The sequence below is a fragment of the Moraxella sp. FZFQ2102 genome, assembly GCF_024137865.1.
GTDB lineage: Bacteria > Pseudomonadota > Gammaproteobacteria > Pseudomonadales > Moraxellaceae > Moraxella.
The window spans coordinates 510,737-534,921 of record NZ_CP099960.1 but is presented as its reverse complement, the minus strand read 5'-3'; the positions used below and the strand labels follow the sequence as shown (position 1 = coordinate 534,921).

The 24,185-nt window shown below is 43.8% G+C and carries 22 protein-coding genes and 1 pseudogene; 13 read left to right on the top strand and 10 right to left on the bottom strand.

The window, feature by feature from the left end:
• Window position 1: 1 nt before the first annotated feature.
• The 5 genes and pseudogenes from NGM44_RS02480 (at window position 2) to NGM44_RS02455 (ending at window position 8,931) form a co-directional block, all read left to right on the top strand.
• On the top strand, window positions 2-1,186 hold the full coding sequence (locus NGM44_RS02480; protein WP_253224098.1) for a restriction endonuclease subunit S: 1,185 nt from the start codon (window positions 2-4) through the stop codon (window positions 1,184-1,186).
• Window positions 1,187-1,216: 30 nt separating this feature from the next.
• Window positions 1,217-2,869 (top strand): RNA-binding domain-containing protein, encoded by a 1,653-nt coding sequence (locus NGM44_RS02475; protein WP_253224604.1) that lies wholly within the window; start codon window positions 1,217-1,219, stop codon window positions 2,867-2,869.
• Window positions 2,870-2,940: 71 nt separating this feature from the next.
• Entirely contained in the window at window positions 2,941-6,096 is a 3,156-nt protein-coding gene (locus NGM44_RS02470; protein ID WP_253224097.1) for a type I restriction endonuclease subunit R, read from the top strand.
• Window positions 6,096-7,312 (top strand): annotated as a pseudogene (locus tag NGM44_RS10875) (restriction endonuclease subunit S). Before NGM44_RS02470 ends, NGM44_RS10875 begins: the two are co-directional and overlap by 1 nt.
• Before the next feature lie 74 nt (window positions 7,313-7,386).
• Window positions 7,387-8,931, top strand: coding sequence for an aspartate aminotransferase family protein (locus tag NGM44_RS02455; protein WP_253224094.1), 1,545 nt, complete (start codon window positions 7,387-7,389; stop codon window positions 8,929-8,931).
• A 181-nt stretch (window positions 8,932-9,112) separates the two neighbouring features.
• Here the strand turns inward: NGM44_RS02455 and nqrF are convergent, their stop codons facing one another.
• From nqrF to NGM44_RS02425, 6 genes are read right to left on the bottom strand one after another with little or no spacing between them, the layout of a single operon-like run.
• On the bottom strand, window positions 9,113-10,348 hold the full coding sequence (nqrF, locus tag NGM44_RS02450) for an NADH:ubiquinone reductase (Na(+)-transporting) subunit F (protein WP_253224093.1): 1,236 nt from the start codon (window positions 10,346-10,348) through the stop codon (window positions 9,113-9,115).
• Window positions 10,349-10,368: 20 nt separating this feature from the next.
• Complete coding sequence (gene nqrE, locus NGM44_RS02445) at window positions 10,369-10,977, bottom strand: NADH:ubiquinone reductase (Na(+)-transporting) subunit E (RefSeq protein WP_253224092.1); 609 nt, start codon at window positions 10,975-10,977, stop codon at window positions 10,369-10,371.
• On the bottom strand, window positions 10,977-11,639 hold the full coding sequence (locus NGM44_RS02440) for an NADH:ubiquinone reductase (Na(+)-transporting) subunit D (RefSeq protein WP_253224091.1): 663 nt from the start codon (window positions 11,637-11,639) through the stop codon (window positions 10,977-10,979). Before NGM44_RS02440 ends, nqrE begins: the two co-directional genes overlap by 1 nt.
• A 2-nt stretch (window positions 11,640-11,641) precedes the next feature.
• The gene (locus NGM44_RS02435) at window positions 11,642-12,448 is read right to left on the bottom strand and encodes a Na(+)-translocating NADH-quinone reductase subunit C (protein ID WP_253224090.1); all 807 of its coding nucleotides are present in this window, start codon (window positions 12,446-12,448) and stop codon (window positions 11,642-11,644) included.
• Window positions 12,432-13,661, bottom strand: a complete 1,230-nt coding sequence (locus tag NGM44_RS02430; protein WP_253224089.1) for an NADH:ubiquinone reductase (Na(+)-transporting) subunit B — start codon at window positions 13,659-13,661, stop codon at window positions 12,432-12,434. Before NGM44_RS02430 ends, NGM44_RS02435 begins: the two co-directional genes overlap by 17 nt.
• Window positions 13,662-13,663: 2 nt before the next feature.
• Window positions 13,664-15,016 (bottom strand): Na(+)-translocating NADH-quinone reductase subunit A, encoded by a 1,353-nt coding sequence (locus tag NGM44_RS02425; protein ID WP_253224088.1) that lies wholly within the window; start codon window positions 15,014-15,016, stop codon window positions 13,664-13,666.
• Window positions 15,017-15,567: 551 nt separating this feature from the next.
• Between NGM44_RS02425 and hisA the strand changes: the two genes are divergently transcribed.
• The 8 genes from hisA to NGM44_RS02385 all read left to right on the top strand — a co-directional run bounded on the left by hisA (window position 15,568) and on the right by NGM44_RS02385 (window position 19,812).
• Window positions 15,568-16,293 (top strand): 1-(5-phosphoribosyl)-5-[(5-phosphoribosylamino)methylideneamino]imidazole-4-carboxamide isomerase, encoded by a 726-nt coding sequence (gene hisA, locus NGM44_RS02420; protein ID WP_253224603.1) that lies wholly within the window; start codon window positions 15,568-15,570, stop codon window positions 16,291-16,293.
• 206 nt (window positions 16,294-16,499) lie between these two features.
• Window positions 16,500-16,769, top strand: coding sequence for a hypothetical protein (locus NGM44_RS02415; protein WP_253224087.1), 270 nt, complete (start codon window positions 16,500-16,502; stop codon window positions 16,767-16,769).
• A complete protein-coding gene (locus NGM44_RS02410) occupies window positions 16,766-17,779 on the top strand; it encodes a S1 family peptidase (RefSeq protein WP_253224086.1) in 1,014 nt (337 codons plus the stop codon). Before NGM44_RS02415 ends, NGM44_RS02410 begins: the two co-directional genes overlap by 4 nt.
• A gap of 3 nt (window positions 17,780-17,782) precedes the next feature.
• The gene (locus tag NGM44_RS02405; protein WP_253224085.1) at window positions 17,783-18,271 is read left to right on the top strand and encodes a hypothetical protein; all 489 of its coding nucleotides are present in this window, start codon (window positions 17,783-17,785) and stop codon (window positions 18,269-18,271) included.
• 24 nt (window positions 18,272-18,295) lie between these two features.
• The gene (locus NGM44_RS02400; protein ID WP_253224084.1) at window positions 18,296-18,808 is read left to right on the top strand and encodes a hypothetical protein; all 513 of its coding nucleotides are present in this window, start codon (window positions 18,296-18,298) and stop codon (window positions 18,806-18,808) included.
• 1 nt (window position 18,809) lies between these two features.
• A complete protein-coding gene (locus tag NGM44_RS02395) occupies window positions 18,810-19,277 on the top strand; it encodes a hypothetical protein (RefSeq protein WP_253224083.1) in 468 nt (155 codons plus the stop codon).
• A gap of 22 nt (window positions 19,278-19,299) precedes the next feature.
• Entirely contained in the window at window positions 19,300-19,455 is a 156-nt protein-coding gene (locus NGM44_RS02390; RefSeq protein ID WP_253224082.1) for a hypothetical protein, read from the top strand.
• A 183-nt stretch (window positions 19,456-19,638) separates the two neighbouring features.
• Window positions 19,639-19,812: a hypothetical protein gene (locus tag NGM44_RS02385; protein ID WP_253224081.1), complete on the top strand. Its 174-nt coding sequence runs from the start codon at window positions 19,639-19,641 to the stop codon at window positions 19,810-19,812.
• Between the two features lie 93 nt (window positions 19,813-19,905).
• On the opposite strand, the gene NGM44_RS02380 is transcribed toward NGM44_RS02385, so the two are convergent.
• The 4 genes from NGM44_RS02380 to NGM44_RS02365 form a co-directional block, all read right to left on the bottom strand.
• Window positions 19,906-20,712: a sulfite exporter TauE/SafE family protein gene (locus tag NGM44_RS02380; RefSeq protein WP_253224080.1), complete on the bottom strand. Its 807-nt coding sequence runs from the start codon at window positions 20,710-20,712 to the stop codon at window positions 19,906-19,908.
• The gene (ccoS, locus tag NGM44_RS02375; RefSeq protein WP_253224079.1) at window positions 20,712-20,897 is read right to left on the bottom strand and encodes a cbb3-type cytochrome oxidase assembly protein CcoS; all 186 of its coding nucleotides are present in this window, start codon (window positions 20,895-20,897) and stop codon (window positions 20,712-20,714) included. Before ccoS ends, NGM44_RS02380 begins: the two co-directional genes overlap by 1 nt.
• A gap of 129 nt (window positions 20,898-21,026) precedes the next feature.
• On the bottom strand, window positions 21,027-22,553 hold the full coding sequence (locus NGM44_RS02370) for a protein adenylyltransferase SelO family protein (protein ID WP_253224078.1): 1,527 nt from the start codon (window positions 22,551-22,553) through the stop codon (window positions 21,027-21,029).
• Between the two features lie 106 nt (window positions 22,554-22,659).
• Window positions 22,660-23,844, bottom strand: a complete 1,185-nt coding sequence (locus tag NGM44_RS02365) for a fatty acid desaturase (protein ID WP_253224077.1) — start codon at window positions 23,842-23,844, stop codon at window positions 22,660-22,662.
• Window positions 23,845-24,185 lie beyond the last annotated feature (341 nt).

Below are 24,185 nucleotides of genomic sequence, written 5' to 3'. Positions count from 1 at the left end.
TATGCACCCATTTTTACAAAAATTGTTAGCAGGGCAAGCGGTGGAGTGGAAACCGTTGGGGGAGGTTGCTATTGTTTATGGCGGTCTTACTGGAAAGAAGAAAGCTGATTTTGAGGCAGGCAATGCTAAGTATGTAACTTATAAAAATATTTTTGGAAATATTGAAGTTGAAGAAAGTATTTTGGAAACTGTTCAAATTCATGATAACGAACGACAGTATGAAGTAAAATATGGCGATGTTTTATTTACTGGTTCATCAGAAATTGCTGAAGAGGCTGGTATGTCTTCAGTGGTAACAACTCATTTTTCTGAGAAAGTTTATTTAAATAGTTTTTCTTTTGGTGTTCGTTTCCATGATGATATTGAAATCAAGCCAGAATTTACTAAATTTCTTTTCCGTTCTAATTTTATGAGAATGCAAATTGCAAAAACTGCAAGTGGAGTTACTCGCTTTAATATTTCAAAAGAGAAATTTAAAAAAATACAAATCCCAATCCCACCCCTATCCGTGCAAACTAAAATCGCCCAAATTTTGGACGTATTTACCGCTATCACCGCTGAGCTCACCGCTGAGCTTAACATAAGAAATCAACAATATCAATACTATAGAGATAAATTATTGTCCGAAAATGAATTGGCAAAAGTTGGGTTTGAGTGGAAGTCGTTGGGTGAAGTAATCAACCTAAAGCGTGGCAAAAGATTGGTTCGTAGTGAGTTAGAAGAAACAGGAGAATACGCTGTTTATCAAAATAGTTTACAGCCTTTAGGATATTATCATCAAGCAAATTGCCCATCAAATTCAACATTTATAATAACAGCAGGTGCTGCAGGTGAAATTGGTTATAGTTACACTGATTTTTGGGCGGCTGATGATTGTTATTATTTGGAATGTCCTAAAGATAAATTAAATGATAGGTTTGTTTATCATGCTTTAATGAATCAAAAACAAAAAATTGTAGGACAAGTTAGAAAAGCAAGTGTGCCACGATTGGGGAGAAATTCTATTGAAAATATTTTAATCCCAATCCCACCCCTAGCCGAACAAGCCCGCATTGTCGCCATTTTGGATAAATTTGATACGCTGACCCAGTCCATCAGTGATGGCTTACCGCGTGAGATTGAGCTACGCCAACAGCAGTATGCGTATTATCGGGAGATGTTGTTGGGGTTTGATGGCGTAAGATAGGTATTTTTTAGTAAATAGGAAGTTAGATTGGTGGATATTAAGAATAAATTGTTAAATTTGCTAGACCAAATTGAAAGTGAAGTGGTTGAATTTAAGCAAGCCAAAAATGGGTTTGGCGATAATGATTTGGGTATGTATTTTTCTGCTTTGAGTAATGAAGCTAATTTGCATCAAAAAAGCTCGGCGTGGTTGGTTTTTGGTGTCAAAGATGATAGAACGGTTGTTGGAACCCAATATAAAAATACAGCGACAAGCCTACAAGCTGTCAAAAAGATGATTGCTAATCATACAAATAACAATATCAGTTTCAAAAATATACATGAAGTTGATTATCAGGGTAGGCGAGTGATTTTGTTTGAAATACCGCCAGCTTTAAAAGGTATACCAACTGCTTGGAAAGAGCATTTTTATGCCAGACAGGGTGAGTCTTTAGTGGGTTTGGATTTGCATAAAATTGAACAAATCCGCCTACAAAACCAAGTGTATGACTGGAGTGCAGGTATTGTTGAGAATGCCGATATTAATGATTTGTCTATGGAGGCAATAGCTTTTGCTCGTCAAAAATTTTCCGAAAAATACCCTCACTTGCAACAAGAGATGGTGCATTGGGATACGGTTACATTTTTAAATAAAGCTAAACTAACCATCAAAGGTAGAATTACAAGAACTGCTATTTTGCTATTGGGATTGCCTGAGTCCGCAGTATTATTAAATCCTGCAACACCAACCATGACTTGGATTCTAAAAGATAGAGATGGTGTGGAGAGAGACTATCAGCATTTTGGGACACCTTTGTTGCTAAATATTGATAAGCTGGCTGCAAAAATCAGAAATCTTAAATATCGTTACATTAAGCAGGGTACTTTATTCCCCGATGAGGTGGATCAGTACGATGCTTTTGTGATACGAGAGGCTTTAAATAATGCCATTGCTCACCAAGATTATCAGTTGGCGGGTAAGATTAGCGTGGTTGAATTTGAAAATAGCAAAATTGTATTTAAGAATAAAGGAAAATTTATCCCAGGGAGTATTTGGAATGTTATAAATGATGATGCGCCAGAGGAGAGATATCGCAATCAATTTTTGGCAGATGCTATGGTCAATCTAAAAATGATTGATACCATTGGTAGTGGTATTAAAAAAATGTTCTTGCAACAAAAAGCAAGATTTTTCCCCATGCCTGATTATGAATTAACCCAAGATGCTGTTCAGGTGAGTATTGAGGGAAGGATTTTGGATATGAATTACGCCATGCTTTTGGCGGATACACCCGATCTTAGTCTGCAAGAAATTATCTTGCTTGACCGAGTACAAAAAGGGCAATTTATTGATGATGATCAGGCAAAATTACTCAAAAAAATGGGACTGATTGAGGGTAGGAAGCCTAATTACTGTATTTCTGCTTATGTTGCACAAAAAAGCGATGAACAGGTTTCGTATGTGCATAGCATGGCCTTTGATGATATGTACTATAAGGATCTGATTGTGAAATATCTGCAATCCTTTTCAGAGGCAAATGTACAAAAATTTAGAGAGCTTTTGTATCCGAAACTGCCAGATAGTCTAAGCGATGGACAAAAATACCATAAAGTCAAAAATTTGTTACAGTCGCTAAAAAGAAGCGGTAAAATTTACAATATTAATAAGATTTGGAAGCTGTCTGACGAACTTAGACGAACTTAGACGAACTTAGACGAACTTAGACGAACTTAGACGAACTTAGACGAACTTAGACGAACTTAGCGGGAACAACCATGACAACCCAAACCACCCCCATCACCGAAACCAATCACTTTATCGTACTGGATAAATACGACAAAATCGAGCAAGTCAGTAGCTATCAGACCGAAAGCGAGATGGAAAGGGAGTTCATCGCAGACCTTGTGGCTCAAGGCTATGAGTACCGCACCGATCTGACTACGCATGATAAACTGCTTGCCAATGTGCGTGTGCAGCTAGAGCGGCTGAATCATACGCAGTTTAGTGATGGTGAGTGGCATCGCTTTGTGGCAGAATTCTTGGATAAGCCCAGTGAGAACATCATCGAAAAAACGCGTAAGCTGCACGATGACAGTGCTTATGATTTTGTGTTTGATGATGGGCGTATCCAAAATATTCATCTACTCGACAAAGTCAATCTGGGTAATAATAAGCTACAAGTCATCAATCAATTTGAGCAGACAGGCACGAGTAAGAACCGCTATGATGTGACTATTTTGGTCAATGGCTTGCCGATTGTACAAATCGAGCTCAAAAAACGCGGCGTCGCCATCCGTGAAGCCTTTAACCAAATTCATCGCTATTCTAAAGAAAGCTTTAATAAAGAAAATTCGCTGTTCAAATATCTACAGATCTTTGTCATCAGTAATGGCACCCATACCCGCTATTTTGCCAATACCACCAAGCGAGAAAAGAACAGCTATGACTTCACCATGAACTGGGCAAGGGCGGATAATGTTCCGATTAAGGATCTAAAGGATTTTACGGCGACCTTTTTTGATAAGAACACTTTGATCAATATCTTGATCAAATACTGCGTCTTTGATAGTAATAATACCTTGCTGATTCTGCGTCCTTATCAGATCGCAGCGGCGGAGCGGATTTTGTGGAAGATCAGCAGCTCGCACAATACCAAAAACTATAACGACCCAACCAGTGGCGGCTATATCTGGCATACGACAGGCTCGGGCAAGACCTTGACGAGCTTTAAGGCGGCACGCTTAGCGACTGCATTGCCATTTATCAAAAAAGTGTTTTTTGTGGTGGATAGAAAGGATTTGGACTATCAGACCATGAAAGAATATCAGCGTTTTAGTCCTGATAGTGTCAATGGCTCGGACAGCACTAAGGGGCTTAAGGCAAATATCGAACTAGACGACAATAAAATCATCGTCACCACCATCCAAAAGCTCAATAATCTGATGAAATCTGAACAAAATTTGGCAGTGTATGATGAGCCTGTGGTGTTTATTTTTGATGAATGTCATCGTTCGCAGTTTGGCGAAGCCCAAAAGAACCTAACAAGACGATTCAAGAAATTTTGTCAGTTTGGCTTTACGGGGACGCCGATTTTCCCAAAAAATGCCATCGGCGCTGAGACCACCGCCAGCGTCTTTGGCGAGCAGCTGCATTCGTATGTCATCACCGATGCGATTCGTGATGAAAAGGTGCTAAAGTTCAAGGTGGATTATCATAATGTCCTACCCAAGTTTAAAACTGATGAAAATGAGCAGGATCTCACCAAGCTATCCGCTGCCGAGAACCGCAAGGCACTCATGCACCCTGAGCGGATTCGTGAAGTCAGCAGCTATATCTTGGATAGATTCAATCAGAAAACTCACCGTAACAACGCCACAGGCAAGGGCTTTAATGCGATGTTTGCGGTGAGTAGCGTCGATGCTGCCAAACTATACTATGAGACGCTTTATGACCTGCAAAAAGACCATGCCAAACCCCTAAAAATCGCCACCATCTTTTCATACGCTGCCAACGAAGAGCAGGATGCCATCGGTGAGATCGAAGATGAGGGCTTTGAAGTCTCGGCGATGAATGCCACCGCCAAAGAGTTCTTGACAAAGGTGATCAATGATTATAATGCCGAGTTTAGAACCAATTTTAGCGTGGATAGTAAAGAATTTCAGAACTACTACCGAGATCTGGCAAAGCGTGTCAAAGACCAAGAGATTGATCTGCTCATCGTCGTCGGTATGTTCTTGACAGGTTTTGACGCACCAGCATTGAACACGCTATTTGTGGACAAAAATTTACGCTATCATGGACTCATCCAAGCCTATAGCCGCACCAACCGCATCTATAACGCCACCAAGACCTTTGGCAACATCGTCACTTTCCGTAATCTAGAGCAGCCGACCATCGATGCCATCACCTTGTTTGGCAATAAAAGCACTCGCCAAGTGGTGCTAGAGCAGCCACTGGACAGCTATCTGGATGGCTATACCGATGTGCTGTCAGGGCGTGCGCATCGTGGCTTTGTGGACATCGTCAATGAGCTGAACGAACGCTTTGGTGAGCCTGATAATATCATCACCGAAAAGGATAAAAAAGACTTCGCCAAGCTGTTCGGCGAATATCTACGCACCGAAAACGCCCTACAAAACTTCGATGAATATCAGGCGATGATAGAGCTAAAACGCCTACCACCGATCACCGATGCGACCGATGAGGCGACAGCAGCACAGATCAGCCAAAGCATCCAAGACATCCAAAATAAATATCAGCTCGATGATGAGACGCTAGATAAGCTACAAGCCATTCCCATGCCGAGCGAGCGGATGATTCAGGATTATCGTTCGACTTATAACGATATCCGTGATTGGAGTCGTCAGCAAAGAGAGGGCGAGGAGCAAGCCAAATCCACCATCAGCTGGGATGATGTGGTGTTTGAGGTGGATCTATTAAAATCCCAAGAGATTAATTTGGATTATATCCTAGAGCTGATTTTTGAGCATAACAAAAAAACCAAGGACAAGACCATCATCATCGATGAGATCCGTCGCCTGATTCGCTCAAGCCTTGATCATCGTGCCAAAGAAAGCCTGATCGTGGACTTCATCAACCAAACCGATCTGGATCATCTCCCCGATAAAGCAGGCGTGATCGAGGCTTTTTATCAATACGCCCAAACCGAGCAGAAAAAACAGGCCGATGAGCTGATCAGTGATGAAAATCTCAACACCGAGGCTGCCTTGCGGTATATCGCCACATCTCTAAAGCGTGAATACGCCAGCGAAAACGGCACAGAGCTGAATGATATTTTGCCAAAAATGAGTCCGCTCAATCCACAATATCTCACCAAAAAACAAAGCGTATTCCAAAAAATCGCCCAGTTTGTAGAGAAGTTTAAAGGCATTGGCAATCTGACAGGGTTAATTAATAAGGAAAATGACTGATGGCACAACATCCATTTTTGCAAAACTTACTCAATGGGCAGGCGGTGGAATGGAAACCGTTGGGGGAGGTTTGTCATTCAATTAAAACAGGGTTAAATCCAAGACAGTTTTTCCAGTTAAATACAGATGATGCAACAAATTATTATGTAACCATCAGAGAGCTACAAAATCATCAAATTGTATTTACTGATAAAACAGACAAAATAAACGATGAAGCTTTGAGACTTTGCAATCATCGCTCTAATTTGGAAGTGGATGATATTTTGTTTTCAGGCACTGGCACGATAGGAATCGTTGCTTTAGTTAATGAAAATCCCAATAATTGGAATATCAAGGAAGGGGTTTATGCTATCAAACCTATGAAAAACAAAATTTTGTCTAAATTTTTATTGTATTTGTTTGAAAGTGAAAAAATCAGAAATGATTTTCTAAGCAAATCGGCAGGAGGTACTGTAAAAAGTGTTCCAATGAAAGAATTGGCAAAAGTCTTAATCCCAATCCCACCGCTATCCGTTCAGGCTGAAATTGTGCAAAGATTGGATTTGATGGCAGGTTTAATTGGTGAGTTAAAACATGAACTAAATTTACGCCAAAAACAATATCAATATTATCTCAATAAGTTCTTGACATTCGATTTTGAAGCCGTACAATCCTTGGCGACAGCGAGCGACAGCGGACGGCAGTGGTGTGGAAGACTTTGGGTGAAGTTACGAAATATGAGCAACCAACTAAGTATATTGTTCAATCGACTGAATATTGCGATGAGTTTGAAATACCAGTTTTAACAGCGGGTAAAACTTTTATATTGGGCTATACTGATGAAATGGATGGTATTTATCAAGCATCAAAAAATCCTGTTATTATTTTTGATGATTTTACAACAGCAAATAAATGGGTGGATTTTGATTTTAAAGTCAAATCATCAGCTATGAAAATGATTACATCGGTTGATGAAAATCAATTCTTATTAAAATACATTTATTATTGGCTTAATACTTTACCAAATTTTGATAATACAGATCATAAGCGTCAATGGATTAGTAATTTTTCTAATAAGAAAATCCCAATCCCGCCCCTATCTGAACAAGCCCGAATTGTCGCCATTTTGGATAAATTTGACACGCTGACCCAATCCATCACCGAAGGCTTGCCCCGTGAAATTGAATTGCGTCAAAAGCAGTATGAGTATTATCGAGAAGTCTTGTTGTCGTTTTGATGCGGTGATATGGCTAAGTAATACCAAAATTATGCTACAATAGCCACATTTCACCAACTAGGAAAACCTAACCTATGCCAACTTTTGACCAACACAAACAAGCCCTACTGTGCAACGATGCCCAATCGATCGCCGATTATGAATCCGCGATGGCACAAGCCACCCAAGCCGTCGCCAACTGGCTAAAAAATGAAAAAATGTACACCGGTGGCAGCATTAAGCAACTTCGCTCAGAAATCGCCTTTGAGCCGACCAAAGAAGGTTTGGGCGTGCACGCATCGCTTGAGCGACTTGTTGAGCTGTTTTTAAATAAAAGCCTAAAGGTACATCATCCACATTCATTGGCGCATCTGCATTGCCCAACGATGGTAACCAGCCAAATCGCTGAAGTGCTCATCAATGCCACCAACCAATCGATGGACTCATGGGATCAAAGCCCAGCAGGTTCGTTGATGGAAGTGCAGCTGATTGACTGGCTACGCCAAAAAGTCGGCTATGGTAGCGGTACGGCTGGCGTCTTTACTTCAGGTGGTACGCAGTCGAACTTGATGGGCGTATTATTGGCTCGTGATTGGTGCATCGCCAAAAACTATCAAAATAGCGACGGACAAGCATGGTCTGTACAGCGTGATGGCATCCCTGCCGATGCCATGCAAAAGGTGAAAGTCATTTGCTCAGAAAATGCCCATTTTAGTGTCCAAAAAAACATGGCGATGATGGGCATGGGATTTCAATCAGTGGTGACGGTACCAGTCAATGACAATGCCCAAATTGATATCGCAGCGCTTGAAAAAACCATGCAAGCACTGCAAGATGATGGCAAAATCGTCGCCTGTGTGGTGGCAACCGCAGGCACGACCGATGCTGGTGCGATTGATGATCTAAAGGCGGTGCGTGCATTGACCGATAAATTCGGCGCGTGGATGCATATTGATGCGGCATGGGGTGGGGCGTTATTGTTGTCTAACGAGTATCGTGATATGCTGGATGGCATTGAGTTATCCGATTCGGTGACGCTGGATTTTCATAAGCACTTTTTCCAAAGCATCTCATGCGGTGCGTTCCTGCTAAAAGATGAGCAAAATTATCGCTTTATGCACTATGAAGCAGAATATCTGAACTCTGCTTATGATGAAGAGCATGGCGTACCAAACCTTGTGTCCAAGTCATTACAAACCACACGCCGATTCGATGCATTGAAGTTGTGGATGACCATTGAAGCATTGGGCGAAGAGTTGTACGGCTCGATGATTGACCATGGGGTGAAGCTGACTCGCCAAGTGGCAGAGTATATCAAGGCGACCGATGGGCTTGAATTGTTGGTGGAGCCACAATTTGCATCGGTGCTATTCCGTGTCGTGCCTACAGGTTATCCAGCTGAGTTTATTGATAGCTTGAACCAAAATGTCGCCGATGAGCTATTTGCTCGTGGTGAAGCCAATATCGGCGTGACTCGTGTCATTGATGCACGCCAAGATGTGCAGTCGCTCAAGATGACGACATTAAGCCCAGTTGCGACACTAGAGAATGTCCAGTCACTGCTTGCTCAAGTACTCGCCGAAGCCGAACGCATCAAAGATGACATCGCAAGTGGCAACTACACGCCACCGATTGACTGATTTGCTTGTCATCAAGTCCACACAAACCGCCTTTTATCGTAAAGGCGGTTTTATTTTGGCAGATGATTTTTTAAATACCAAGTTTACCCAATCGCAAATAGGCTTAGCTGATTATCAAAACCAAGCTTTATCCATAAAAAATCCCCGCCAAACGGCAGGGATTTTGTGTTTTTTTTGGTGATTAGCCACCGAAGTCATCCAGTAGGATGTTTTCATCTTCGACGCCCAGTGATTTGAGCATTGAGATGACAGCGGCGTTCATCACCGGAGGTCCACACATATAAAACTCACAATCTTCAGGTGCTGGATGGTCTTTTAGATAGTTTTCATACAGCACATTGTGAATAAAGCCAGTGTAGCCTTCCCAGTTGTCTTCTGGTTGTGGGTCAGATAGAGCGACATGCCATTCGAAGTTGTCGAATTCAGCTGCCAATCCGTCATAATCTTCAACATAGAACATTTCACGCTTAGAACGCGCACCATACCAGAAGCTGATTTTGCGGTCTGATTTTAGGCGTTTTAACTGGTCAAAGATGTGTGAACGCATCGGTGCCATGCCTGCACCACCACCGATGAATACCATCTCGGCTTTGGTGTCTTTGGCGAAGAACTCACCATAAGGGCCTGAAACGGTGATTTTATCACCTGGTTTTAGGCTAAAGACATACGATGACATCTTGCCAGGTGGGATACCTTCAGGGCCGCGTGGTGGTGGACTTGCGATACGAATGTTGAACTTGATGATGCCTTTTTCTTCTGGGTAGTTCGCCATCGAATAGGCGCGAATCACAGGTTCATCCACCTTAGAAGTATAACGCCATAGATTGAAATTATCCCAATCTTCATGATATTCTTCAGCGATGTCGAAGTCTTTATAATGCACGGTGTGCGGTGGTGCTTCTAGCTGCACATAGCCGCCTGCGCGGAATGGTACGACTTCACCTTCAGGAATCTTAAGGGTAAGCTCTTTAATGAATGTTGCGACATTATCATTAGAAATAACTTCACATTCCCATTTTTTGACATCAAAAAATTCAGGATCGATTTCGATTTTCATGTCTTGCTTGACAGCAACCTGACACGCAAGGCGCATACCGTCACGGATTTCGCCTTGGGTGAAATGACCTTCTTCGGTCGGTAGGATGTCGCCACCGCCGTCCACGACTTTACAACGGCACTGACCACAAGTACCACCGCCACCGCAAGCAGACGATAGGAAGATGCCTTCGTTTGCTAGGGTTTGTAGCAGTTTGCCACCAGCTTCGGTGGTGACACTGTTGTCAGGGTTGTCATTGATATTAATGGTAACTTTGCCAGTGCTTACCAATCGTGAGCGTGCCACCAAAATAACAGCAACTAAGCTCATGATGATGACGGTAAACATGGCAACGCCGCCAAATGCGGTACCAAATTCCATGATACTTTTCTCCTAATTGCTTATAGTGACATACCGCCGAATGACATAAAGCCAAGCGACATCAAGCCAACAGTGATAAAAGTAATGCCAAGACCACGAAGTGGGCCTGGGACATCTGAATATTTCAGCTTATCACGGATAGCAGCCAAACAAGCGATCGCCATCGCCCAACCAAAGCCTGAGCCGATGCCATACACGACTGATTCGCCGAAGTTGTAATCACGCTCAACCATGAACAGTACGCCACCCATGATCGCGCAGTTTACGGTGATCAGTGGTAGGAATACGCCCAGTGCGTTGTACAGGCTTGGTACATATTTATCAAGGAACATTTCCATGATCTGTACCACCGCAGCGATCAGTGCGATGTAGCTTAGGAAGCCAAGGAAGCTTAGGTCGGTATTTGGATAACCTGCCCATGCTAATGCGCCATCTTTTAGTAGGTATTGGTATAGAAGGTTGTTCAGTGGTACGGTGATGCCCATAACCACAACCACCGCAATACCAAGGCTGATGGCGGTAGAGACTTTCTTAGAAATCGCAATGAAAGTACACATGCCCAAGAAGAAGGCAAGTGCCATGTTTTCAATGAAAACAGATGTAATAAATAGGCTAATATAGTGTCCCATTAGTGACCTCCCATGCCTTTAGATTGTGGCTTCATCACATATTCTGCTGGCTCTTGCTGATCTTTTTTCCAGATGCGGATGATCACGATAAAAGCGGCAATCACGAAGAATGATGATGGTGGCAATAGCAATAGACCATTTGGCACATACCAGCCGCCATCAGTTGCTTTTTCAAGTAAAGTGATGCCAAACCAGCTGCCGTTACCGATGATTTCACGGATACTGGCAACGAACAGCAATACTGCTGAGTAGCCAAGACCGTTACCAATACCATCAAGGAAGCTTGGGATTGGTGGGTTGCTCATCGCGAACGCTTCAGCGCGACCCATAACGATACAGTTGGTGATGATCAGACCAACGAATACCGACAGCGAACGACTGATGTCATAGGCATACGCTTGTAGGATTTGGTCAACGACGATGACCAGTGATGCGATGACGACCATCTGCACGATAATACGGATGCTTGATGGGATTTTGTTACGAATGATCGAGATAAAAAAGCTCGAAAATGCAGTAACCAAGGTCAAAGCGATACACATTACCAAGGCGTTCGGTACGCTGGTGGTGACCGCCAATGCCGAACAGATACCCAAGATCTGTAGTGCGATCGGGTTGTTGTTAAAAATCGGCGTCGTTAAAATGCTTTTGGTATCAGCCATGATTATGCTCCTTGGTTCGTGCTAGCATTGGCTTTTAGCTTATCCAAAAATGGCTTGTAGCCATCATTGCCTAGCCAAAATTGCAGCAAGTTATTCACACCACGAATGGTCAAAGTCGCACCGCTGATACCGTCCACTTGACCTTCTTTGGCTGTACCTGCTTTGGTGACTGCCATTTTCATTGAGCCATCTTCATTGTACAGCTTCTTATCTACCCATAGGGCGCGCCATGGCTCATCAGTGATGCGCGAGCCTAAACCCGGTGTTTCTTTGTGTTGGTAGAAGTTCACGCCTTTGATGGTGTTCAGATCTTTATCTAGGGTTAATAGACCAAAGATTTGACCCCACAGACCTGCACCGTGAATTGGCAGTACGATCTCTTCGATATTACCTGCGCCATCTTTTGATAGATAGACTTTACCAAATTTTGGCTTGCCGCCGATACCTGCTGTATCTACTTCTAGTGCGGTAGATAGCTCAGGGGTGCGCGCTGCTTTTGCGATGTCATAGCTATTGACATCACCCAGACCAGCAGCGGCAATCTCTTCATCGGTAGCAAAATCACCTGTTTCAAGATTGACATAGCGCACATCGAAGCTTGCAAATCGTTCGGCGATGACATCAGATTTGTCGGTATTTGGATCAAATTTACCTGCAGCGATCAGGATGTTTTTGTTCAAATCAAGGCGCGCATTGTCTTGTTGCTTTGATTTTAGACCAACAGCAACCGCAGACACGAGCACCGAGCACACCAAGCACAGTACCAATGCTGTGACAATGGTGCTTGCATTACTATTTTTGGCTGACATGGCTTACTCTCCGTGCAGTTTGGCGTTTGATGTTGGCTTGAGTGACGAAGTAGTCAAACAGTGGGGCGAACAAGTTGGCAAACAAAATGGCAAGCATGATGCCTTCTGGGAATGCTGGGTTCACCACGCGGATGACGACCGTCATAAAGCCGATTAATAGACCATAGCACCAGCGACCTGTGTTGGTGTGTGCCGCTGACACAGGGTCAGTTGCCATGAATACCGCACCAAACATAAAGCCACCGATGACCAAATGCCAATGAGCAGGTAGGCTCATCATTGGGTTTTCGCCGCCGATTAGGTTGAAGATGAATGCAGTCACCACCAAACCGACAACCGAACCTGCAATCACACGCCATGATGCAATACGCGTCCACAATAGACCGATCATACCGATCAAGATAGCAAGAGTAGAAACTTCACCGATTGAGCCTTGCATATTACCAAGGAATGCATCCATCCAAGTGATGGTGTTGCCATAGGCATCGACAAACTGCTCAGGGGTAACGCCCATTGCCGCAAGACCAAGTGGGGTTGCGCCACTAAAGCCATCGACCGCAGTCCAAATCGCATCACCTGACATATAAGCAGGATAAGCAAAGTACAAGAAAGCACGGCCAGCTAGGGCAGGGTTTAGGAAGTTTTTGCCTGTACCGCCAAACACTTCTTTGGCAACGACCACACCAAAGGTGATACCGATGGCAACTTGCCATAGTGGGATATCAGGTGGTAGTGATAGGGCAAATAGCACAGAAGTGACGAAGAAGCCTTCATTGACTTCATGGCCGCGCACCACAGCGAAGATGATTTCCCAAATAATACCAACGACGAAAGTCACGGCATAGATTGGCAAAAATTGCATCGCGCCATAAACGAAGCTTGCCCAAACGCTGTTTGGATCATAGCCTGCCATGTCGGTGATGATGGTGCGCCAGCCTTCTGGGGTGATGCCCATAGATTGGATGGCGGTTAGGGCTTGGAAGCCGACATTGTACATACCCCAGAACATCACAGGGAAAGTACATAGCCATACGGTGATCATGATGCGCTTCAGGTCAATACCGTCACGCACATGAGATGCGCTGTAAGTCTGAGACGATGGCTGACGGAAAAAGGTGTCAAACATCTCAAACACAGCATAATATTTCTCGTACTTGCCGCCTTTTGCAAAAGATGGCTCCATACGGTCAAAGATATTGTGAATGAACTTCATGGTTAGCCTTCCTGCTCAATACGGGTCAAGTTATCACGCAAAATATCACCAAATTCATATTTACCTGGTGATACAAAGGTGCACAATGCCAAATCTTCTTCATCAAGCTCCAAAGCACCCAAATCCACTGCACTGATGATGTCTTCGACAATCAGCGCGCGCAGTAGCTGAGTTGGTAGGTAGTCTTGTGGCATGACAGTTTCGTACAAGCCGACTGGTACCATCGCACGCGGTGAGCCGTTGGTGCTGGTGGTAAAAGCGTATTTTTTGCCTTTGAAAAATTGCGAGATATAGATTGGCAATTTTGAAAAGCGATTCGCACCCAGTGTAAAAAAGTGCATGGTTGGGCGTTCGCGACCTTCAGCTAGGGCTGAGACTTGGTTGTGGAAACGACCAAGGAATACCAACGCACCAACTGCCTTACGACCTGACAGCACCGAGCCTGAGATCACACGGCTGTCTTCATGGTTAAGCTCACCTGCGGTCAGTTCAGTCAAATCCGCACCGCGCGTAGTACGCACTAGGCGTGGATTGGCAACCACAGGGCCTGCCAAGCTGATCAGGCGTTCGGTGTGGATGCGACCTGTGGTAAATAGTTTACCGATGGCGATCACATCTTGATAATTGATCGTCCAAACTGTCGTGCCGCGGCCGATTGGGCGCAAGAAATGAATGTGCGTGCCTGCATTCCCTGCTGGATGCACACCAGTGAAGCCTTGATAGATGGTTTCGTTGCCTTCTGCGGTTTTGCTCACTTTTTCTGGAGCGACATCACCGTGGCAGACGAAAGTCTTCGGGCTCAAAGTCGATAGCACTGCCAAGCCGTCATTGAACGCGGCGATCTCTTCGAACAAGACCAGTGCAGGATCGACCGCCAATGGGTTGGTATCAGTGGCAGTGACAAAGATGGCATCTGGCACACTGTCGATCTCTGGGGTGCGGCTAAATGGGCGCGTGCGAAATGCAGTCCATTCACCAGAAGCCACCAGCTGCTCAACCACAGTTGCGCGATCCAATGAGCTCAAATCTTCAGGGCGATAGCCGTTAAAGGTGATTTCGTCGGTGGTGTGAGTATCACACGCGATGACAAGACTTTCAAAGACACGGCGTTCGCCACGATTGATGGCGACGACAGTACCACTGACAGGCGCGGTATATTTTACGCCTGCGCGCTTTTTGTCTTCGAACAGCACCTGACCTTTGACAACGACATCGCCTTCTTTCACCTGCATGGTTGGGCGCATACCGACATAATCGTAGCCGACAAGTGCAACCTTTGATGGCGTGTGTTCGCTAATTTGCTTGGATGGCTCGCCAGTAATCGGCAAATCCAAGCCTTTTTTGATGGTAATCATAAGCGGATACTTAAATTAAGACCAAAACACACCAGCACGGCAACACCAACAAAGGGCGTCGCAAAAATGGCTGGCTACCAAAAAATTTCCCAAAAACATCCAAAGCCATGCCAATGATGGCAATCGCTGATTTTGTCTAAGGGAAAAAGCAAAAGTGTGAATTTGTGCGCCATTTCTTCGGCAATTTGTCATGTATCACATGAAAACCATTGCGTAAAAAATGTTGCGCAATGGTTGCTACAAAATGACAATTCACACGCTTAACCTACCAATTATACGCTAAAATGGTGAAAAATTATAGGGTTATCTGATAATAAGTTGCAAAATTTTGCGAAATTCTTCCCCGAATTTTTGCCAAAATCTCCAAAATTTATCACCAAATCACAGCGATTTACCCAAGTTTGAATGATTAATTTACCCCTTTGATAAGCTTGATGATGGCTAGTAAGGCGACAAAGCCCATCCAGATGCTTGATACTTGGTTGAATTTGGCTACAAGATTGGTTACAATGCCAAGGTTTTGTTGTCAAATTTAAGGATTGACCATGTCTATGCTGATTATTCCTGCCATCGATCTAAAAGATGGAAAATGTGTGCGACTTAAGCAAGGCCGTATGGAAGATGATACCGTATTTAGCGATGACCCTGTCGCGATGGCGAGTCAATGGGTAGCACAAGGTGCGCGCCGTCTGCATTTGGTTGATTTGAACGGTGCGTTTGATGGCGTGCCTGTGCATAAAGATGTGGTCACTCAGATCGCCAAAGCGCATCCGACGCTGCCGATTCAGCTGGGCGGCGGTGTGCGTAGTCTTAGTACGATTGAGCATTATCTAGACGCAGGGCTGACCTATATCATCATCGGCACTAAGGCGGTCGAAGCGCCTGAGTTTGTCGAAGAAGCGTGCCGTGAGTTTGCAGGGCATATCATCGTCGGTATCGATGCCAAAGATGGTATGGTGGCGACACATGGCTGGGCGAATGTCACTGATGTCAAAGCGACCGAGCTTGCCAAACGCTTCGCTGATGCTGGTGTGTCAAGCATCGTCTATACCGACATCGCCAAAGATGGCATGATGCAGGGCGTGAATATCGAGCAGACGGTGGAGCTGGCTCGCTATAGCGGTCTGCCAGTGATTGCATCAGGTGGCGTGACCAATCTTGATGACATCCAAGCACTCAAGCCATACAGTGAGCATCTACTCGGTGCCATCACAGGGCGTGCGATTTATGAAGGGACGCTGGATTTGGCGGTGGCACAGAAGTTGTTGGATGCGTGATTCTTAATCACATTCACCAAATCCCAAATACCCCAATGCGATACTTAATAAAGTAGCGGTTGGGGTGTTTTCATAACTAGAAATTAAAGTAAGCAGCAATAATAATTAACAAAAGATTTAATAATGATTACTTGAAGTATACATAGATATGTTATAAGCTAAAAATATCAACTGGAACATTGCCTAAACCTAAACAAGGAGTAGTTATGAAAAAACGCATCATCTTTTCTATGATATCTGCTTTGCTGTGTGGTTCGGCATTTGCTAATTCAAATATTGAACTTCATCCGCTTGCGGTTGAAAGTTATGTCAAAGAGTTCAATGTTTCAACCGAAGAAGCACAAAAACGCCTGCGTATCATGTCGCAGACTGACGAAATTGTTACCAAAATCAATCGTGAATTTGGCGATAGTATCGCCAGTATTTTTTATAAAAACGAACAAGATTTTAAAATGGTGATTAGAACCAGTAGGTGATTAGAACCAGTAAAAAAGGTAATACACAAAATCAAATTACCAAATTAGCAGCAGAAATTTCAAAAGAGTATGGATTGCCGATCGAAGTAATCGCCAATCACCCAAGAAACTTTAAATCTGTTCAGAATATTATTACCAACCAATACAGTAGAATCTCTCGCCAATATCCAAGTTTACAGATGATTGGTTATAATCCTGAGCATGATGCCATTTCATTGGCGTTTTATGAACCTGATGCAACCCAAAGACAAAATATCAGCACGCAATTTGCCAAGCTATCAGGTATGGATACCATTATTGAATTTTTGGATCAGCCAATGACACAGACTTCATTAACCGATGAAGTGGTTGGCGGTGGTGCATTGGCTTATTCAGCTACCAATACATCAGGCTGTACGGCAGGCTTTATTGGCACGATGAATGGGCGTAATGGCTTTATTACTGCGACGCATTGTATCACAAGTCCACCGCCTACGCATTATGTCAATCGCTTTGGCACCAAATACGCACTAGGTACGCCGATCACTGATAAGTCCATCTATCATGAAGTGTCTTTTGTTCCTGTAAATAATGGAAAAATGTTGGGCGAAGTATATCAATATTTATCAGCTCGGGGTGTTAATCAAACTTATCGCGACAATATGAAAATCACAGGCTTAGGGGTAGTAAATACAGGCAATGCCTATACCGCCGGTGATGTTGGGAGATTGCAGTTGTGCCATATCGGTCAAACAACTGGGTTTAGCTGTGGTACGGTGGCAGCTGTTAATGTTGGTGGTGGGGGTTGCAATGCGACCATATCAGGAAACGATCATAGAGCTTGTGCATCAACATTCATAAATGTGGCAGGTTCTTCACTGCAGGTTCAAAAAGGAGATAGTGGCGGACCTTTCTTTGATGCTAGTGGTAAAGCTTATGGTTTAGCTAGTGCTGGCGTTGGTAATTCAACAACTGTCACGCCGATTCGTTATATTGCTCAAGCAGGTTTTCAGCTTAAGCTAGGGAGCTAAGTTATGAAAAAATTTTTACCTCTCATATTAATACTATTTACCATCGGTTGTGCGTCCACACAGCAGATTGCTCAAGTAAGTCAATCAACTGAAATGATGAAATTAACAGCAGAACCTATTAAAACACAGCTCTTATATTATTGGGTGCACCCACAAAATCCTGTGCAAATGCTCAGAGTGGTGGCAGGTAAGTTTTATTGGGAAAACGGCTGTATTTACTTATTGCAAGATGGCAAGAAATTCACTGCCCAATTTCCAGAACTGCCCAAAGATAGCGTTGTGTGGAATGAGCAGCGCCGCACTTTGACACTAAAAAACGCCAATAATTTATCTGAAAGTGTGGAATTTCAGATGGGTGATGTTATTTATACCAATGGTTATTATTCTGCTTATACGGCAGAAAAAATTGCCAATACGGATGAGCGGGATAGAAAGTGCTTATCACCAGATGGTATGGCAAACATCGGCACACTTAGTATTGAAAAACTTTAAAATCTAAGCTTATCAAGGATGATTATGAAAAAACTCCTAACACTCACTCTAGCACTATTTACCATTGGCTGTGCAACCACGCAGCCGATCACTCAAGTATCGCAACAAACCAGTCAGCCTGTCGCACCGACAGCCAAACCAGTCAAAACACATATCATGTATTATTGGGTGGATCCTAAGTCTCAAGCTCAGGATTTGATGGATATTCGTGGTCAATTTTATTGGCAAAAAGGTTGTTTGTATTTGGTCAATCAATACGGTAAATATGCAGCAATGTTTCCAGAGTATCCTAAAGAAGCTGTTCAATGGGATGAAGTTAATAAAATATTGATATTAACCAATAAAGACAAAGAACCTAAGCAATTTGTCTTTAAAATGGGCGATGGTATTGTATCCAACGGTCAATATTATGCTTATAAAAATATCTCATGGCATACCAAAACAGCTGATGATATCAAATGCATCCTTCATCAAGATGGTGTCGTGCATATTGGCACAATTGATATTGAAAAATATGATATGTCGGATAAACAGTGATATGAAAAAATCATTGCTATTTGCGCTAACTTTATCAATGGTTGGCTGTACAACAACAAAACAACCAACTATCCCAACCATTACACAAGCACCTGCCATAACCAACATCCTATATTATGATGTTGATCCTGTGCATATGGGGCAGGCTACGGCGGTAGTTGTTGGTAGATTTGCATGGGAAGATGGGTGTATTTATTTGGTAACTGATGATTATAAAAGAACAGCCATGTTTCCAAAATTACCTGAAAATAGCGTTTCATGGAACGAAACCGAGAAGGTTTTGGTATTGAGAAATGCTGATGATTTAACCAAAGAGTTTGAATTTAAGATGGGTGATGGCATCAATACCAATGGACACAGAATTGCCTACAGCACCGCTTTGGCAAATTCTTTCAATGAGACTGATAGAAAGTGCTTGTCAAAAGATGGTATTGCTTTTGTTGGTACTTTTAGCATAGATAAATATTAATAAGTTATCATCAAGGATTGATATGAAAAAACTTATCCCACCCATCCTAGCTCTAGCCATCACTGGCTGTGTTTCAACTGCACAGCCAGTAAAACAGCCTACGGTAGAGCAGCCTGCAGTAGAACCCATTAAAACACACATCATGTATTACTGGGTGGATCCAATCACGCAGGGGTAATATATCCCTACGACATCAGGGGAATTTTATTGGCAAGATGGTTGTCTGTATCTATTAAATCAGTATGGAAAGCTTGCTGTTAGATTTCCTGAATTTCCAAAAGATGACATCCAATGGAATGAACGGGATAAAACCCTAACCATAGCCAATAAAGATAGACCGCCAAAACAGTTTACTTTTAAGATGGGTGACGTTATCTATACAAATGGGAAAAGCTCTCGTTATGAAGATTTTCTTGTTGATCGATTTATGGAAGATAAAAGCCCTGAAGATATTAAATGTCTTGCATCGGCAGTTGGCATAGCAGATCTTGGCACAATCAGTATCGAAAAATATGATATGTCGGATAAACGATAATATGAAAATACTAAATTTACCATCATAATGACCTAAAATTACACCCCAGATCCATACAGATTTGGGGTGTATTATTTTAAAATCATTTACCAATTAATGATGGCTATGTTCGCTATGATTACTATGATCGCTGTGCGAATTATGGTCCATTGTATCGTGGTTGGCATGTGTTGTGCTGTGTGTGCCATGATCGCTATGACCGCCATGACCGCCGTGCATCGCTTGCATGATCGGCGAGCTAAAGGCAATCGCAAGCCCTGAGATCAGCAGAATTGCGCCGCTGAATTTGCGTAGATGAAAATTGGCAATCTTTGAGCGCAACCAATGGATTAGCGAGCCTGTAGCAAGCAGCATTGGCAAAGTCCCTAGCCAAAAAAACACCATAAAACCTGCCGCGCTAAGCCCAATCTGCTGATCGGCAGACAGGCTCAATGCCACACCAAGCGCACCATAGACCAAGCCACAAGGCAAAAAGCCCCATAATAAACCTGCCGCTACCGCCTTAGGTAGATTATCCATTGGCAGCACTTTGGTGCGGATGGGTGCTAGGGCATTCCACAGCCCCAAGCCTGCTTTTTCTAAGCGATTAAGCACTGGCACGCCAAGCATGAGTAGTGCAGCAAAAACAAGCGCGCCACCGAGCAGGTATTTAGGGAAGTTGCCATTTGCCATCAGTGGCGATAGGATTTCTTGCCCCAGTAGTGATGCGATAACGCCTAAAATCAGATAGCTGCCCAAGCGTCCCAGATGATAGCCTGCCATCAGTAGGGCTTTTTTGGCAGGGGATTGGCTCTGCATCGATAAGCTAAACGCCGCGACGATACCGCCACACATCCCAAGACAGTGCGGCGAGCCAAGCAAGCCCATGCTCAGGGCTGCAAAAACCAGTACAATACTCATCACTTCTCTCGGCTGTCATTGGTGGCATTGATCTTGCGGCGCGCTTGGCGATCGTCAAGGATGATCTGCTCAGGGGCATTGTCCAAATCTTCAAATTGGTTGGATTTCACCGCATAATAAATCGCCCAAATCGCCACCACGAACAGCATCAGGCTCAAAGGGATTAACAGATAAATGCTTAGCATGACACACTCATCCCAAAAAGTCTTATTGTACCAAAAATCCCTTATTAATTAAAGGCACAGCCAAGTATTGTACAAAAAATCATCAGTTGTAATGTCTTAATTTTAAGACTTAAATTTCACCATCTAAAGTCACGACATACAGCTGACCGCCACTTGCTCATCAGATAGTGCCATGCGTGTATCATCGGCAGTCGAGATAGGGTTTGATTGATAAGGATTTTTTAATAATTCAAACAGTCTTTTGACTTCGCTAAAGTCATCCATCAGTGCCAAATCAATCGCCTTTTGTGCCATGTGGTTACGCAGAATATAGACAGGATTGGCGTGCTGTAATTGTGCGATGGTATCAGCTTTACTCTGCGCATTTTTTGCTAAGCATGATAAATATCTCTGCTGCCATTCGTGCCATTGATGGTGATGCGCGTGTGGTAGGCTTAAGGTGAATTGGCTGAGTAATTTGTATTCATGTGCATGATTTTTATCAGTATTTTCAAGGTTTTGATCGCCATTTACTACCGCGATCAAGGCGCGAAAACCGTTGGTATAATCCAGTTTATGCTGTTGTAATATCTCCAAAAATTCAAAAGCAAGATGCAGCCTATCGTCGGTATCATCAAGTGGCTTGTCGTCTGGTATAACAAACCCAAGCTTGCCAAGCAGTCCGCGATAGTAGCTGTCGGTTAGGGTGTTTTCATAATCGTCCAAGGCGTTATCAATCTCGGATTGACTGACCAAGTGTCCAAATTTTCTAAATACTGTTGCCAAATTCCAATGCCCGATCATCGGCTGATTTTGGTAAGTGTATCTGCCTGTGTGATCAGAGTGATTGTTAATCCATGCAGGGTGAAAACCTTCCATAAAGCCATAAGGTCCAAAGTCCAGCGTCGTGCCTGTGATGTTGAGATTATCAGTATTCATCACCCCATGGCTAAAGCCGACAAGCTGCCAGCGTGCGATCATCTGCGCGGTATTGCGGGCGATGGCAGAGAGTAGGGCTGTGACATCGGTTGTGCCATTATTGTAGAGTGTGGGATAGTAGCTTTGGGCGATTTTATGAACAAAATCTGTAAAATAATCAGGTGCATACATCGCCACCCATTCAAAATGCCCAAGTCGCACATGGCAGTCGCTGACGCGCAATAATGCCGCGCTGCGCTCAAAATACTCACGGCGAATCTGCGTATCCGACACCACAAAGCCGATGGCATCGGATGACGGCACGCCAAGATGATTGAGCGCATGACCGCCAAGCAGCTCACGCACGGTGCTTGCAATCATCGCGCGCCCATCACCATGGCGAGAATAGGGCGTGCGACCTGCGCCTTTTAGGTGTAGATCGGTCAGTTTGCCATCATCATCCTGTAGCTGTGCGATCAGCAGACCGCGCCCATCGCCAAGCTGACCTGCCCACTGTCCGAACTGATGCCCAGCATATGCCATGGCAATCGGCTGTAGCCCATGTGGCGCAAGCTTTGCTAAAGGTTCAAGCCGTCCGCTGATGACATCCGTCCATTCGCTATCATTGAGCGCACCCAAGCCAAGCTTTTTAATCAAATCGTGATTGAGCAGCCCAAGCTTGGGGTTGTCAAGCGGCTGTGGTGCGATGTGGCGATACAGGCGATCATCGTGTTTGAGATAGTCGGTGGTAAATTTCATGGCAAATCCAGTGTGGCTTTTGGCTTATTATAACAACGATACCGCCCAAAAAGAAAACCCTTTATCAACAGTGATAAAGGGTGGAGAAAGATGTACGCAAATGCTTTTATGCTTTGGCGGTTTTGCCTTTTAGCTGCATAATGGCTTGCTCAATGCGCGCGCTGTGGGCTAGGATTTTGGCTTCCACTTCAGCAAATTGCGCTTTTAATTTCTCATCAGCTTCGTGCAGGCGATTGGCGAATTCTGCTTTTTTCAACTCAATGGCTTGGGCTTTGAGTGCGTGCCATTCTTCGACGGTTTTGGTGAATTCATCATATTCAGCTGTGATGCGATCTTTGAATGCGCTTAGGCGATCATCCAAGGTCAGCTCACCGCCTTTAGCGATGCGTTCTTGGGCGCGCTTGAACTGCATGGTGACTTCGGCGTGCTTGATGGTCAGATTGTCCACGCGTTTTAGATCTGATGCCAGACCGATTTTTGACAAAATGGCGATGAACCATTTGGTCGGATCATATTGCCACCATTTGACACCGTTGCGATAGTCGTATTGGAAATAGTGATGGTAATTGTGATAACCTTCGCCCCAAGTCACGATCGCAAGCAGACCATTGTCGCGCGCGGTATTGGTATCGGTATAAGGACGCGTGCCGAACATATGGCACAGTGAGTTAATAAAGAAAGTGAAATGATGGGTCAGCACCAGACGCAACAAGCCTGCGATCAAGAAAGTGCCAAGCATATCACCTGTAATTAAGCCTGCGATGCCGACGACAATCAGGTTTGTCGCGACCACCCAAAAACCATAGTATTTATGCTGCAAGGTCAGTGCTTTGTCTTTTTTTAGATCGGGGATGTTTTTATAATCGTATTGACCGCTTGGATATTTGCGTAGCATCCAATCCATGTGACTGAACCAAAAACCACGGCGCGCTGAGTACGGATCTTCATATTCATCATCGACATGGCGGTGGTGGGTGCGATGACCTGAGCACCAGTCGAAAGCTGAGCTTTGGATCGCTAAAGTTGCACCCAAGAGCAAGAAATATTTGACAATCGGATGTGCATCATAAGCCTTGTGCGCCCACAGACGATGGTAGCCTGCGGTGATTGACAGCCCTGTCCATGCCATAAAGAAAGCAAATGCCGTCCAAACAGCAGGATTGACGCCATGCGTCCACAGATACCACGGCACCAGCACGATGGCAAGAATAGGGGTTGATAAAAGCACAATAGCAGGCACCCAGTTGATGGGTGGATTTTTAAAGGCTTCAGGATTGCGTTCGATACTCATAAACGATGGATATTCTATAAAATAAGCGGACAAGCCGATGTGAAGCTGCGAAATTGCATTCCAAATGGTTTGTAAAAATAGCGGTGCTTATGCCGAAATATTTGAAAATTGATACCGAAGCAAACCTAATAATGGCAAAGCTTGGCATAAGATTTTGGGCATAAATTTCGCACTGATTTATGCTATCACAATTTTGGCAAAATGTGAACAAATATTCACAAATTTTTATGGTGAAATTGTAACTTTGTTGCAAATTATCTACGCCCTAAAATTGGCAGAATTGGGGTATCATTACTAAATATTATATTCAGTATTTGCCGCTTGCTTATGCAAAAAGTACT